The sequence below is a fragment of the Streptococcus sp. 9903 genome (assembly GCF_013276625.1).
In the GTDB taxonomy this organism is placed as follows: Bacteria; Bacillota; Bacilli; order Lactobacillales; family Streptococcaceae; genus Streptococcus.
This window is the reverse complement of record NZ_VMLI01000006.1, coordinates 114,195-129,425: the sequence shown is the minus strand read 5'-3', so window position 1 is coordinate 129,425 and position 15,231 is coordinate 114,195. Positions and strand designations below refer to the sequence as shown.

11 protein-coding genes and 1 tRNA gene are annotated in these 15,231 nt (G+C 41.3%); 2 read left to right on the top strand and 10 right to left on the bottom strand.

Features of this window, described 5'->3' with window-relative positions; all coding sequences use genetic code 11:
* Nucleotides 1–258 precede the first annotated feature (258 nt).
* The 4 genes from HT696_RS03705 to HT696_RS03690 form a co-directional block, all read right to left on the bottom strand.
* Nucleotides 259–331, bottom strand: a tRNA-Thr gene (locus HT696_RS03705).
* Between the two features lie 100 nt (nt 332–431).
* Complete coding sequence (locus tag HT696_RS03700; RefSeq protein ID WP_173283347.1) at nt 432–1,217, bottom strand: ABC transporter permease; 786 nt, start codon at nt 1,215–1,217, stop codon at nt 432–434.
* A gap of 1 nt (nt 1,218) precedes the next feature.
* Nucleotides 1,219–2,037: an ABC-2 family transporter protein gene (locus HT696_RS03695; RefSeq protein ID WP_173283037.1), complete on the bottom strand. Its 819-nt coding sequence runs from the start codon at nt 2,035–2,037 to the stop codon at nt 1,219–1,221.
* 1 nt (nt 2,038) lies between these two features.
* The gene (locus HT696_RS03690; RefSeq protein ID WP_173249981.1) at nt 2,039–3,031 is read right to left on the bottom strand and encodes an ATP-binding cassette domain-containing protein; all 993 of its coding nucleotides are present in this window, start codon (nt 3,029–3,031) and stop codon (nt 2,039–2,041) included.
* A 325-nt stretch (nt 3,032–3,356) separates the two neighbouring features.
* Here HT696_RS03690 and HT696_RS03685 point away from each other — a divergent pair, with 325 nt between their 5' ends.
* Both HT696_RS03685 and HT696_RS03680 read left to right on the top strand, forming a co-directional pair.
* Nucleotides 3,357–3,644, top strand: a complete 288-nt coding sequence (locus HT696_RS03685; RefSeq protein WP_173270312.1) for a type II toxin-antitoxin system RelB/DinJ family antitoxin — start codon at nt 3,357–3,359, stop codon at nt 3,642–3,644.
* Nucleotides 3,634–3,975 (top strand): type II toxin-antitoxin system RelE/ParE family toxin, encoded by a 342-nt coding sequence (locus HT696_RS03680; RefSeq protein ID WP_164226856.1) that lies wholly within the window; start codon nt 3,634–3,636, stop codon nt 3,973–3,975. The genes HT696_RS03685 and HT696_RS03680 overlap by 11 nt, the downstream gene beginning before the upstream one ends.
* Nucleotides 3,976–4,497: 522 nt before the next feature.
* Here HT696_RS03680 and HT696_RS03675 read toward each other — a convergent pair.
* From HT696_RS03675 to HT696_RS03650, 6 genes are all read right to left on the bottom strand, one after another.
* The gene (locus HT696_RS03675) at nt 4,498–11,037 is read right to left on the bottom strand and encodes a YSIRK-type signal peptide-containing protein (protein WP_173283346.1); all 6,540 of its coding nucleotides are present in this window, start codon (nt 11,035–11,037) and stop codon (nt 4,498–4,500) included.
* Nucleotides 11,038–11,463: 426 nt separating this feature from the next.
* Nucleotides 11,464–12,153: a 50S ribosomal protein L1 gene (gene rplA / locus HT696_RS03670; RefSeq protein ID WP_173283345.1), complete on the bottom strand. Its 690-nt coding sequence runs from the start codon at nt 12,151–12,153 to the stop codon at nt 11,464–11,466.
* A 207-nt stretch (nt 12,154–12,360) separates the two neighbouring features.
* A complete protein-coding gene (gene rplK, locus HT696_RS03665; RefSeq protein ID WP_001085807.1) occupies nt 12,361–12,786 on the bottom strand; it encodes a 50S ribosomal protein L11 in 426 nt (141 codons plus the stop codon).
* A 174-nt stretch (nt 12,787–12,960) separates the two neighbouring features.
* Complete coding sequence (gene ldcB, locus HT696_RS03660; protein WP_173283344.1) at nt 12,961–13,677, bottom strand: LD-carboxypeptidase LdcB/DacB; 717 nt, start codon at nt 13,675–13,677, stop codon at nt 12,961–12,963.
* Between the two features lie 2 nt (nt 13,678–13,679).
* Entirely contained in the window at nt 13,680–14,150 is a 471-nt protein-coding gene (locus HT696_RS03655; protein WP_000335614.1) for an HIT family protein, read from the bottom strand.
* Between the two features lies 1 nt (nt 14,151).
* Entirely contained in the window at nt 14,152–15,189 is a 1,038-nt protein-coding gene (locus tag HT696_RS03650; protein ID WP_001077208.1) for a M42 family metallopeptidase, read from the bottom strand.
* Between the last annotated feature and the right edge of the window lie 42 nt (nt 15,190–15,231).

Genomic DNA, 15,231 nt, shown 5'->3' with positions numbered 1-15,231 from the left:
CTGACGAAGTCAGCTCAAAGCACTGCTTTGAGGTTGTGGATAGAACTGACGAAGTCAGTAACATATATACGGCAAGGTGAAGCTGACGTTGTTTGAAGAGATTTTCGAAGAGTATGAATACTCACGTCCCTTACAAAAATCATTATAGCAGAGGTTAGTTTCAAGAACAAGCTCTTTTGTCTATCTGGTCTTTATCTCGGTCTAAATGGTTCAAATAATTAAGAAAAAAGAAACCCAGTAGAATGAGCTTCTTCACTTTGCCGATTGCAGGGATCGAACCTGTGACCTAGGCTTTACGAGTGCCTTGCTCTACCAACTGAGCTAAATCGGCTATTACACTTACAGTATAGCACTCTGAGAATAGATGTCAAGGAATTTTCATCTCTATTAGAAAAAGCCTGTCCTAAGACAAGGCTTTGAGTTTCTTCATCTTAGGACCCAGCACTTTCATAAGAATCCAAGCCCCTGTCCCAGAGTTTAAGGGAAATGACAAAGAAAGCGAGGGAAATCAACATCAAACCTCCGATGTTAAAGATTACATCCTTGTCCTGCAAGAAATAGCTGGCAGGATAGTAGGCCGTAAAGGCAAAAGGTACAATAAAACTGATTAACCACCGAAGAAGAGAATTGTAAATAGAAATGGGATACTTGGCAAAATCATTGAACATATAGAAGATGTAAATCATGGCGCCTGACTGTTTGGTCCAAAAAGCGATACTAGCTGTCGCGATTTTAAGAGAAGTATAAATCAAAGTCGCAAAAGGAATGCAGACTAGGAAAATCAGGAATTTTGGAAGAGTCCAATCAATGCTAGTCACTGTTGTTCCCAGTAGGATACCACCGACCAAAAGTTCGCCCAAGGCATCAATCTGAAAGGTCTCAACTAAAATATGGAAGAGAGGATTGATAGGACGAGTCAGATACTTGTCAAACTCTCCTTTTCGCACCAAGCGCTGTCCCAGTGCCCATAGATTGTCAAAAAAGAGATGGTCCAGTCCCTTTGGAATCAAGGAAAAACCATAGATAAAGGCAATTTCTTGAAAGGTCCAACCTTCTAGGGATGGGATGTGTTGAAAGATGACATTGAGAAACAAGAGATTCAAGCCTTGAGTCAAGAAAACTCCCAGCACACCAACCACAAAATCCACCTTGTATTCCATAATTTGTTTGATGTATTGTCTGATAAAAATCAGATGCATGCGTTGATATTTTTTCATACTAACCTCCCTGAATGGTAATGAATGACTGGACTCGTTTCCAAATCAACTGAGACAAGCCCACCATCACTAAGAGCCAGAAGAACTGCAAAAGGAGTGCCTGAAGCATCTGATTAGCATCGTATTTCCCAACAATGATCATGACCGGAGTGTAGATCAAAGATGAGAAAGGCAAGAAGGACAGAATATCTGCAACAACCTTTGGAAAGAAAGCCAAGGGAATCAAACTTCCAGACATAAAAGCCACTATGGAAGTCTTAAGTAGATTGGAACCCCATAGATTTTTAAACACAAAGGCAGAAAATCCAAAGCAGATATTAAAGAAAAAGTTGATTAGGTAAGCTAGCGTTAAGCTAAAGAGATAAAGGACAGTTAAACCCAACACCTCTACAATGCCTTGACCAGATATGATTTTCATTAAAACAATGACACTTAAAAATGGAAGGCCAACGCTGATAAAAATCAACCACTTGGATCCAAGCTCGGTGAAAAGGTAAGAGGCCGCAAAATGCACTGGTCTCAACAATCGCATGATAATGGAACCATCCTTGACCTCCTCCCCGATCATAAAGGACGAATCTGACCTAGTCAGAAGATTTGTCACAAAACTCATGATGATGTAGAGGGTGATATCTGCCATACTAAAGCCCTGAATCAAAGACTCCTGGGAGGAATCAAAGACTGCCTTCCAGAGATAAAAGGCCACAAAAGCCCCCATGACATCCCCAATCCGATAAAGAATAAAGTTGACTCGATAGGTGATCAACTCCTGAACCCCTGCATTGATAAAGGGTTTATAACGTCTCCACAATTTGACCATCTTAGAGCTCCTTTCGGTAGAAGCGACGGATAATATCTTCAATATCTGTATCCACCATCTTCAAATCGCGAATTTCAAAATCAGACAGAGTTTGCTTGATAATGTCAGCTGACTGGTAGCGAGAACTATCGAATTCAATGTTGAGGCTACTCCCCTGTCTATCAATAATCATATCAGGCAGACCTTCATAGTGAGAAAGGAGATGACTTTGACCTGGTAGCAGTTCAAATGAGAGCGTCTTCATCTTGCCAAAGGTTTCCTTGAGTTGGCTCACCGTTCCATCAAAAATCTCCTGCCCCTTGTCTATCATAAAAATCCGATCACAAAGTTGCTCAATGTCGCTCAGGTCGTGAGTGGTCAAGAGAATGGTAGTCTCTTCCTCCTGATTGATCTGGGTAATGGCGCGACGAATGTTATCCTTGACCGAAACGTCCAAACCAATGGTCGGCTCATCTAAAAAGAGAACCTTGGGATTGTGAAGTAAGGAAGCCGCAATATCCGCCCGCATCCGTTGACCCAGTGAAAGAGTCCGCACGGGATCCTTGATAAAGTCCTTCAAATCCAAGACTTCATTCAAAAAATCCATGCGCTTATGGAAGAGCGAATCTGGCACATCGTAAATCTCTTTTAAGACCGTGTAGGTCTCTTGCAGGGCCAAATCCCACCATAGCTGGGTGCGTTGTCCAAAAACTACGCCAATATCTTTGACATAATCTTGACGATTGTCCTGGGGAATCTTGCCGTTAATCCGACAAAAACCAGATGTCGGTTTTAAAATCCCTGTCAGCATTTTGATTGTTGTTGACTTCCCAGCACCATTGGCCCCGATAAAACCTAAAATTTGCCCCTTTGGGACCTCAAAGGTTAAATCCTTGACCGCTTCAAAGGTCTGCTTTTCAGGATGAATAAAGGAACGTAATGCCCCCTTCAAACCCGGTTCCTTAACAGTCTTCACAAAATTTTTCTGAAGATGTTCCACTTCTATCATTGCCATATCTATCTCCCTATGGTAAGGAATTGCAACATTGTATTTTCCAATACAAGTAATCTAAATCCTTACTTTCTACACCTTCTACATTTTATTATTACAAAAGGCTTTATACCAACCTATTATAGTCCAATAAAAAACGAAATGCAAGCGTTTGCCTATGGATTGTGAAATTAGGATTTCTCTCATAAAATAATACTTTTAATCAAAAATTCTGTTTAATAGTTTAAATTACCACCCTTCCACCCTTCCCTACTAAAACAGCCCTTGACTTTCTCTATCTTTTTATGTAAGATATGTGTTATACCATATCATTACAAGGAGAAATGCCATGTCAACACTTACACGAGACCGAGTTTATAACTTCCGCGTCAATACTCAACTATTTGAAGAAGCAAAAACCATCCTAGAAAGCCAAAACATCAGCCTTTCAGATGCCCTCAACCTCTTTGTAGAACAAATCGTCCTTGAAAGAGGTCTCCCAATTAAAACAGCCGACCAACTCAAAGCAGAAATCTTCCTAGGCGAACTCAAAGCAGAACTAGATAAAGGCTACCAAGACATCATCGAGGAGCGTCTCTACGACACAGACGAGGTCTTTTCAAAGTATGGACTATAAAGTACGCTTTACAGAACAAGCCAGACAAGACTTGGACGATATTTTCATCTACTACTCCACAGAGTTCAGTGAAAACATAGCCAAGAAAGTCATCACTCGTCTACAACAAATTACCAACCTACTCACCTTCTCACCAGAGGGCGGTATTAACTTTGACCATAAAATCGGATACTCCCTCTATCCAGGAAATACTCTCAGAATGATTGTCTCTAAACAATACCTACTCTTTTACCTCATTCATGAAAAAGAAGTCCATATCCTGAGAATTATCAACTCACGCACCGACTACCTAAACCAACTCGACCACCTCTTTCAACATATCCAAGACTGAGAAGTAATCCCTCAGTCTTTTTATCTACTGTAAATCAATTGCATATAAAAAAACATAAACAAGGATTTTTTAAAACTCCCAATCCTCTAACATATCGAGGAGCTCCCCAACGTTCGACTCATGCACAAGCTCACGTTTGTAGAGAGCAGCAATCACAGCATGGAAACCATTCTCTTTTTAGACTCAAAATGACGAGATTGTGGAACCTCTACAGGCCCAATAACTTTTAACATTATAGTTGATTGAATCTGGAATAGTCCGCCGAGTTTTCTAAAACATTGTTAGAAATTGGTTTAAATCCCCCAATCAATTTGTCCATTTTTTATCTCATTTCACTATACAATAAGTGAGACTGAAAAAAGTCTTTAAAATTAAAAACGCATAATATCAGGTCTTGAAAAACTTGATACTATGCGTTTTATTGTGGGAATATTTACTTCATTTTATCCTGAAATGAAGTTTTTGCCCATCCTCATTAAGGACAATCTGTTCATTGCAAACAAATTATACCCATTAGAAAGATTAGTCTTCTTTTTTCTTGCGAGCAAGAAATCCAAATCCACTCAAAGCTCCAAGGAGTCCAAGTGCAGCTAGACTAGCATTAGCTTCTGTACCTGTGTTAGGTAATTCTTTTTGACCATCAACATATTTAGGTGTTGCTGGCATTTGAGGTTTAGCTGGCTCTACCGGTTGTGCTGGTTGAGTCGGTTCAACCGGTGTTGGAGTTGGCATCTCAACTTTACGGAAGATATGTCTGATATTTCCATTTGAATCTGTCACAGTCTTCACATATTCGTAACCTGGAATTGTTCCCGGTTCTTTAGAACCTGGCTCAGTTGGTTTCAATGGATTTCCATTCTCATCAGTCCAAGTAGTTGTATTTTGCTTACCTGGATTTGGTTGAGGAACAGGTGAAGGTGTTGGAGCTGGTGGTGTTACTTTTTCATAAACATGAACAGTATCTCCATTTGACAGTTTCTTAGTCTCTACGAAGCGGTAGCCTGGGATGTCTTTCTTATCGACTGTACCTGGCTCACTTGGATAGTTTGGAATCTCTTTGCCTTCTTTATCTTTGAAGAAGGTACTTACTTTTTCGTAGATATGTTCAGTATCACCATTTGGTAATTTCTTAGTCTCTACGAATCTGTATTCTGGAATATCTTTCTTATCTACTGTACCTGGCTCACTTGGATAGTTTGGAATCTCGTTTCCGTCTTTATCTTTGAATGAAGTTGTTACTTTTTCGTAGATGTGTTCGATATCTCCGTTTGGAAGTTTCTTAGTCTCTACGAATTTATAACCTGGAATCGTTTTAGCCGGAGTTTCTCCTTCTTCTGTTGATTTCACAGGGTTGTTGTCTTTATCAACAGTAATAAGATTGCCTTCCTTATCCTTGAATGTTGTTGTTACTTTTTCATAGATATGAGTAGTATTACCCTTGTCATCAACTTTAGTTTCAACAAATCTATAGCCTGGGAAGTCCTTCTTATCAACTTTGCCATCTTCTGTAGTACTTCCTGAAACAACATTCCCATCTGTATCTTTAAACTCCGTTACAGGACGCACAGTTGGAGTATAAGTTTCAGAAACCACCTTACCATTGACGTCTTTCACTTGAACTGTTACTGGAGTTGCCTTGCCTACAAAATCTTTTTCTGGTGTAAATTCAACGACTCCATCCTTAAGTACATATGTTCCTTCTCCTGGAACTGTAACTTCTTTCACTTCTTTACCAGTTTTATCAACTAATGTCAGAGTAGATTTATCAAGCTCAACTTTTTCATGGCCTTTATTAAAGTTTACTGTTGTATTATCTTGATCTGGCGTATCAAATACTACAGGAGATGTTTGAATAGTTCCACGAGCTCCTTCAGTAACCGATGAAGCACCTGTTGGAGTTACAGCTGTTACCGTTGGAGTGTAAGTCGTTGTTGTAATTGTTCCGTTGGCATCTTTCACTTGAACCGTTACTGGAGTTGCCTTTCCTACGAAACTTGAAAGAGGTTGGAAGGTGATAGTGTTGGTGTCTTTGTTTAGACTGTAGGTACCTTGATCTGCCACTGTGACAGTTGTAGTTTCTGCTCCATTGGCATCAAGAAGCGTTACCGTTCCTTTATCTAGCTCAACAGACTTCTCAACAGTTTCAACCATAGCACTACCTTTAGTAAAGTTCACAGTGCTAGCGTCTGTATCTGCAGTATCATACTTAATAACTGAAGTCTGGGCTTGTCCTTGCGGCCCAGTTGTCTTAGAAGCTTCAGAGCTTGGAGTTACTGGAATAACTGTTGGGGTGTAGGTAGCTTCTTTCGTAATACTTGCAGTTTCATTCTTGGCATTTTTAACAGTCGCAGTTGCTTCAACTTTGATGGCATCTGGTGTCCCCTTATACGCACCATCTGGTTGGAAGGTTACTTTACCTGTCGTTGAATCAATTGTATACGTACCAACTGATTGAACAACTACAGATGTTTCATCTGTCGCTTGACCTGTAGTTGGATCCACAAGTTTATAGCCTGTAATAGTCGTTGTTGCTTCTGCTCCATCTGACAAGGCAAAGGTTGGAGTTCCTTCTTGTTCTGCCCCTTGAATATCTTTCGATGTCACATCAGTCGACGTTAGAGAAACTGGAGTAACTGTCGGAGTGTAGGTAGCGGTTGAGGCTTCACCATTTGAGTCCGTTGCTTGAACAGTAACACCTGTTCCCTTCTTTTTATATGATGGATCTGGTACGAAGGTCACAAGACCTGTTGTTGGTTCAATTGTGTACGTTCCCTCACCTGGAATTGTAACACTAGTAGTTGGTTGCATCGTTGATGGATCAAGCAACTGACGTGTTGCAATCGTTATTGATGGATCTGATGTTTCAAATTCTGGAGTTCCACTTTGAGTAGCCCCTTGAATACCAGTCGATGTAGCATCTTCAGATGTCATGGTCACAGCTGTTACCGTTGGAGTGTAAGTCGTTGTTGTCGCTGTTCCGTTGTCATCCTTCACTTGAACTGTTACTGGAGTCGCCTTGCCTACAAAGCTTGAAAGAGGTTGGAAGGTGATGGTGTTGGTGTCTTTGTTTAGACTGTAGGTACCTTGATTGGCCACTGTGACAGTTGTAGTTTCTGTTCCATTGGCATCAAGAAGCGTTACCGTTCCTTTATCTAGATCGACAGACTTCTCAACAGTTTCAACCAGAGCACTACCTTTAGTAAAGTTCACAGTGCTAGCGTCTGTATCTGCAGTGTCATACTTAATAACTGAAGTCTGGGCTTGTCCTTGCGGCCCAGTTGTCTTAGAAGCTTCAGAGCTTGGAGTTACTGGAATAACTGTTGGGGTGTAGGTAGCTGTCGCAGTTGCAGTGAGTGGGTTGCCAGTAGTATCATTAGCAAATGTTACTGTCAAACGTACTGTAACTGCTGGTGCTTCCCCTGTAAAGTCTTTTTCAGGAATGAAAGTGACCAATCCTGTATCTTTATCAATCTTGTAAGTACCTATTGTCTTACCATCTTTTGTAGCCGTTACAGAGCCATCTATCGCTCCTTCAAGGCTATAGAGTTTTGCTCCCTGATCAATCTCTTTCTCAGTTTCGACATCTGTTTTAAACTCAAATGTTGGGTCACCTGTTTGTGGACGTCCTTGAATAGCCAATGATTTCGTAGGTTGACCCTCTATATCCAGAAGAGTCACAGTAATAGTGTAGACCGTACTTGCTGTGGATGTGTTTGCACCATGATCTGTACCCTCTGTTGTTTCACCCACGTTTGTCTCATCGACTAGGTTAGTATTACTATCCATAACATCTACTGTAACCGTATAAACACCAACTTCTGTCAATTTTAAGCTTGTTGCATCTGGGTAATTATGAGCATCACCAGTCTTTGTGTAAGATGCAACCAACCCACCATTTGGATCAGTCACTCTAATAGTTGTTATCTTGGTATTGTGGCTAGTCTTGAAAGTTTTCTCAGCATCACTTGTAGATGGAAGTGAATCATCCTCTGCATCAGCAACTGTCACGTGGGCATCAGTTGTCACCGTACTTACTCCATCCAGACTACGGTCTACTAAGTCTACAGTTGTATTCATCTTAGCTGTATAAGAAGTCGAAGTAACGGTTGGTTTTCTATTGATAATCGTAGCTTCATCCGTTGATTCTGCTGTAGTAGCCTTAACCACACCAGAAAATCCTGATGAAGTAGATACTTCCCAATGACCAGCATCTGTCTTTGTAGCTGTCACTACTGACTGATCCGATGACGACCATGTGTTCGTAGCCTTATCGTAAGAAACGGTTACATAGGTTCCATTCCCCACTGTTGTAGCTAAGGTATTTTCTCTCGCATAGACTGTTTCTTTACGAGTCACATCATTAACTGCTGTAACCTTTCCTGTAGCATCATAACTACGGTTATAGGCATAAATATAGAACTTGATAGAGCCATCCGTTTGCACAGAGGTGTAAACTTCTCTATTCGTTACATCATAAGTACCATCTCCGTGATCAGTTCTAACAGTAGCATATTCAGCTGGAAGTTCCCAACGTCCACTTGTTTTATTCAAGGTTGCAACATGTGACGAGTTATCATTATCTTGGAGTGTGACAGATGAACGCATCAAGGATGCTGTAACAGCTTCTGTTTTAGCATAAACAGATATCTTATTTACACCAGCTGTTGCTGTCATTTCACTTGTAACTTTTAATTTAAATTGTTCACCAACTGTTCCGACTAATTCACCAGCTGTCACTGCTGTATTTGTAGTTCCCTCCGCAGCAACATACCACTTGCCTTCTCTATTTTCAAGTGCTGTGACACTTCCATCAGGCATGGTCACCTTGGCATAGGTAGCTCCTTTAGAGATAGTCACTGGGACTTCTGTTCCATATGCAGCAATGTTGAGGACATCAATTTTCGGTGCTACCTTAACTGTGATACCTGCATGGGTTTCTTGCCCCTGGGTTGTCCAACCATTTGCACCTGTTGGCTGGTTCCAGTCCTTAGCATAGGCTGTAACATAATAAATACCAGCTTCCGTTGGAGTCCCACTAATCAAGGCCTTCCCTGTATAACCCGTAGTCACACCGTCAGGACTAGTTAAGGGTTTACTACCATCTAGTGCATAGGTCAATCCCGGAATCTCTGTATCCACGGCACGAGCTGTTCCAGTAGCTGTCACAATATTACCCGAGATTCCTGTAGTACTTGGTCCGTATTGATTACGGACTGTAACATTCGTCCCATCTGCTAGCGTATAGCTAACATTAGCACCGCCAGACATAGCACGAGAACCTGAAGTATCTGAGTAGCGGATATCAATACTATTTGTAGAGTGACCTTGTTCATTGGTAAAGCTACTTTTACCAACCTTTCCTTCAAAGACCTCTTCATTGGTTCCAATGTTTGGTGGAGTTGTATCTTGCCAACCAATCCAACCCCCACGAAGATTTCGGTACACTGCACGTACAGTAGCATTGGTCTGTTTATTGGTATAGGTCACATACATCCGCGTATCATATACCCCATTTGCCAGACCATCTGTCACAATCTTCCCCTGAATAGTATCTGTAGCTGCATTATAGGTTAAACCTGTTGGTAAGTTTGTCGGCTCTACCTTTGAAACCTCCCAGCCAGCTGTGGCTGCTTTCTCTGTCACACTAAATCGTCCCTTGATCTTTTCGATATAGACACGGTCAGTACCTTGCTCATAGACATAGTGATAGATGTGGGTTGCAAGGTATTCATAGCCTCCTCCCCCACCATAAACTACATTATTACCTGTTGAAATTGTTGATCCATCTGCACGGAGTTTTCCTTTCCAGAGGGGAGCTTCTGCAGCCAAGGCTTCTGCTTGTTCCTTGGTTAGAGGAAAATCCACTCGACCTTTATTATTATTTCCTTGACCTGAGTTACCAGGATTCATATCGGTACCTGTCCGTTGGTGAGAATAAACAACTGCTTCCAGAGTCGTAATATCTCCACTGATTCTATCGGTTGAGACATCTCCTCTTGTAGCGGCAGTTGCACCAAAGGTATAGATATCCTTACCTGTTGCAGAAGCTTCTGTTGTAGCTGTTGAAACTATCTTATAAGTGCCATCCCCCTGCGGAATGGATATATAATCTTTGGCATTTGGTTGTACAATGACACCACCAGCAGGAGCTGCATCGTCCAGGGAAACTGAAAACTCTTCTTTGCCTGCTTTACGGAGAGTAACATAGACAGCTTCAATAGAGGACTGTAATTCTGCCATCGATTGGTTAAGGGCTTGAGCACTCGCATCACCATTTGCTAAAGCAGCCTTTGCTTCTGTAATTTTAGCAGCATTGCTGGCTATGGCAGCTCTAATAGCACTCTTGACATCTTCAGAAAGGCTTGAATCATTTGCTTCTTTTTCCAAAAAACTATTTGCTAAACGATTGGTTACATCCGCCTCTGACACTCGCTTTTCTAACTCTACTTTTTCAGATGATTGATTTGTTTCTGCTGTATCGACTTGATTAGCTTGTGCTTGACTAGACGCCTCTGCGATTACAGTAATAGCATTTGTTAGCGCTTGAACTTGCTGAGCGACCTCTTCTTGACTTGGTTTAGCTTCTAAAACTGCTTGCGCACTTGTCAATGTTTGATTAGCAAAGTCAAGAGCTAGACTGTCTGTCCCCTTAGTAGCCGACTGGATTGCAGTACGTAAGGTCAAAATTTTCGATTGTAGTTCCGTCTTATCTGCAACTGTTTCTGTAGAGGAGCTAGTTGCCGCTGCTTCGGTATTCTCATCGCTAGCTTGGGATGAGGCAGTATCTTCACTAGCGTCCCTAGTTAGGACTGGCTCTGCATCATAAGTAGTGGGTTTAGATGAGTTAGCACCTTGATTAGCACCTTCATCGCCTATGGTCGGTGTTGGAGCCGTTGTTGAAGATGTTTCATTACCTCCTTCTACTTCTGTTGCTGATACCGCACCAGCTCCAAGAAACATCAGACCAGCCGCAATTGCCACTGATGCTGCCCCAAAACTATACTTACGAATACCATACCGAAGGTATCTTTCAGTTCTAAAATCTTGTTGACCTCTCTTCATGAGATTCAACCTCCTTGATTTATTTTATTCGTGTTGATTTAAAGCATTAAGGCAAATAAAAAGCCCCCCCCTTAAATTTTTTAGTAATATTAAGAGAAGAACATCTTAAAAAAGATTGCTATATGATTGTAAACACTTTAACTGATTATAACATTTAAATTTATAGCAGTCAAGTATTATAACTGATAATTATTGAGTTTGAATGAGTGTTTTTTAATTTTATTAGAGATCTTTCTATTTTTCATTAACGATGATCAATGCTTTGGTATAAAAGCAATTTAAATACGCTTAAAGAGTATTGTATTGAAACACGTGACCCTAAGAATAACAGCAGTAACTTAAATTTACCTTACAAGAAGATATTTTGAAATCAAAAAAAGTTGAGACATAGCGTCTTCAACTTTTTTACATTACTTTAACTACTGATTAAAGTGAGTTTACGTCAACTTTGATACCAACACCTTGAGTAGTTGTGATAGTCAAGTTTGTTACGTAAGTTCCTTTAGCTGTAGCTGGTTTTGCTTTTTGAATTGTTTCGTTGAAAGCTTTGAAGTTTTCAACCAATTTTTCAGCTTCAAATGATACTTTACCGATGATTGCTTGAACGTTACCTGCACGGTCAGCACGGTAAGTGATTTTACCACCTTTAGACTCTTCAACTGCTTTAGCAACATCCATTGTTACAGTACCAGTTTTAGGGTTTGGCATCAAGTTACGTGGTCCAAGGACACGTCCAAGACGTCCAACAAGAGCCATCATGTCAGGTGTAGCGATAACTACGTCGAAGTCCAACCAACCGTCATTGATTTTAGCAACAAGGTCATCTTCACCAACAAAGTCTGCACCAGCAGCTTTTGCTTCTTCAGCTTTTGTACCACGTGCGAAAACAAGAACGCGTGAAGTTTTACCAGTACCGTTTGGCAATACCATTGCTCCACGGATTTGTTGATCAGCTTTTTTAACGTCGATGTTCAAGTTGTAAGCAACTTCTACAGTTGCGTCAAATTTTGCAAAGTTAGTTTCTTTTGCAAGTGCTACAGCTTCTTCTACGCTGTATGCTTTTGTGCTGTCGATTTTCTCAAGAGCAGCACGAAGTTGTTTGCTTTTTTTAGCCATTTTCTATTCTCCTTGTAAGTGGTTCAATCGATTTTCATCTCCCACGTCACTCCTCGAAATGATGAAGTCTTGCGGGTTTTCAGTCTATTATTTTTCTTTTCCTACTTCGTTAAGCTCCCTTGCTGTACCCAAGTACAAGCTTCAGTCACTTGCCTAGTATGAAAAGCAACTAATAGACTGCTGTGAGATTTTCTACTGTGTTATTGATTAGTCAACAACAGTGAATCCCATAGAACGAGCAGTACCTTCGATCATACGCATTGCAGACTCTACGTTTGCTGCGTTCAAATCTGGCATCTTAGTTTCTGCAATTTCTTGTACTTGTGCACGAGTAACTGTAGCAACTTTAGTTTTGTTAGGTGTACCTGATCCTTTTTCAACACCTGCAGCTTTTTTCAAAAGAACAGCAGCTGGTGGTGTTTTAGTGATGAAAGTAAATGATTTATCTTCGTAAACTGAGATAACAACTGGAATGATCATACCAGCTTGGTCAGCTGTACGAGCGTTGAACTCTTTTGTGAATCCCATGATGTTGATACCAGCTTGACCAAGAGCAGGTCCAACCGGTGGAGCTGGTGTAGCTTTACCAGCAGGGATTTGCAATTTTACAAGTTTTTCGACTTTTTTAGCCATTTTTAAATCCTCCTTTGTGGTTTTGGCGGTAATTAGAGATTTTTACCTCCCACAAGTATGCTTTTTACATACCTATCTATTATACACTATTTATCTGGAATTGCAAGGGAAAAGTTTATTTTTTATACTCAATGAAAATCAAAGAGCAAACTAGGAANNGATTTTCGAAGAGTATTAATCGACGTAATCTCCGCCTTCAAAGCCGTAATACTCTTCCAAACTGAGACCACTTGCAGCTATTTCTTTTGCTTCTTTTCCGACATAACGAAGGTGCCATTCTTCAGCCATATAGCCTGTTTCCTTTTCCTTGCCTTTGAGATAACGGACAACAAAGCCATAATCAGCCGCATGGTCCAAGAGCCATTGGGCCGCTTTTTCTTCTGTCACCAAATCACCATTTGTCCCAATCACATCAAAAGCCAAGCCTGTCTGGTGCTCGCTATAGCCAGGACGGGCAGAATAACGGTCAGCAGCTTCTTTCCCATCTTGATTGACATAATCTTGATAGAGCTTGGTCTGAGTTTCATAACTTCTAAAGCCACTGTAATGGTCGCTAATGGGGAAACCTGCCTCTTGCATAGCTTTGATGAGTTTGACCAACTCTGCCTTGGCTTTTGGATTTTCCCCTGGATTATAGTCTTTAGACAATGGATAGTGTTTGTTGGCTACGATGATTTCATCGTATTTCCCTTGGATGCTGTAGTAGTCTCCTTTGTTAACCACTTCTGCTTTTTTCTGGGCAGCTCCCTGAGATTTACTGCCGACTGCTCCATCAGCTTTAGCTGTTTGTTCTGTCTTAGCTGCGCCATCTTCATTTTTTGCTTTTTCTTGTGAACAAGCTGCTAGACTCAAGGCTAGCAAGGCTGTCAAGACTAGGTATCTTTTTTTCATCTTTACTCCTTTATTTCTAATAGTTTATCTACTTCTGATGATAAACATTCGACTAATCTTTTAATCTCATCAGGTTTTGATTGGCAGATTTCTGCTGTCATTTCTTCAAAGGGAACCCACCAGACTGGCCCACGCCCTTTGAGACCGTGACCCTTCATATCACCTCTTCGTCTAGGAAACAGATGCCAGTGAAGATGGGCATCGCCATTTCCTAGCAGTTCGATATTCATTTTCTCAGCAGCAAAGGCCTTGGCAACTGCCTCTTGGACTAAACTCATTTCTTCTAGAAAACGGAGTCTTGTCTCCTTTTTCAAATGGTGCAATTCGCTGACGTGTTCCTTGGCTAGAAAGAGACTATAGCCTGCAAAATACTGGTGGTCTCCAATCACAAGATAGCCTGTTTCCAACTCTTTGACAAAATAGGGATTTTCTCCCTTCTTGATGAGCTCAATTCTCTGACAAATAAGGCACATATTAGTCTACCAGTGCGCTCTTAAGATAGGCATCAACCATACGCTCCGTCGCGACAACTGAATCAATATGAGTACGCTCATAAGAATGACTAGACTCGATACCCGCGCCAAGGAGGGCGTGTTTGACCTCTGCCCCTGCGGACATGGCCGCTGAAGCGTCCGATCCATAAAATGGATAGATATCCAACTTGAATGGAATATCTTGCTCTTTCGCCAAGGTCACCAAGTGTTGACGGAAATCATAGTGATAAGGCCCTGAAGCATCCTTGACACAGATAGACACTGTGTACTCATCTGTTTGCTGGTCATCTCCCATAGCTCCCATATCCACAGCCAGATATTCGACTACCTGAGCAGGAATATTAGAGTTAGCACCGTGCCCCACTTCTTCAAAGACTGAGAAAGCAAAATGGGTTGTTACTGGCAACTCAATCTTCTCTTCCTTATAAATACGAAGCAGATTAAGCAAAATCGCTGCGCTAACCTTATCGTCCAAATGACGAGACTTGATAAAACCTGTCTCTGTCACGACGGTTCGTGGATCAAAGCTGATGAAATCACCAACTTCAATCCCCAAGGCACGAGTTTCTTTTTCACTAGTTACTTTGGCGTCCAAACGCACTTCCATATTGTCTTGCGTGCGTTCTGCAGTTCCTGCATCCTTGTAGACATGGCAAGAAGTTTGGTGGATGAGGATGGTTCCGGATACCTTATGACCTGTGCTAGCTACGTGAACAGTACAGTTTTCACCTTCAATCATGTTCCAAGGAAAACCACCGATACGATCTAGTTTGAGACGGCCGTCTGGTTTGACAGCACGGACAATGGCCCCCAGCGTATCCACATGGGCAGTCACATAGCGATGCTCTTCATCATTTTGACCTTTAATGGTCACATTGACACCACCCTTAGCTGTGCGAACCGGCTGGTAACCAAAACCTTCTATAGTCTTGACTAAATAGTCCGAAATCTCCCGAGTGAAGCCCGTTGGCGACGCAATGGCTGTCAGTTCTTTGATATATTCTACTGTTTGATTCATTTCTTCACCTCTTTTGCTACCTATTATAACACATTTATCATC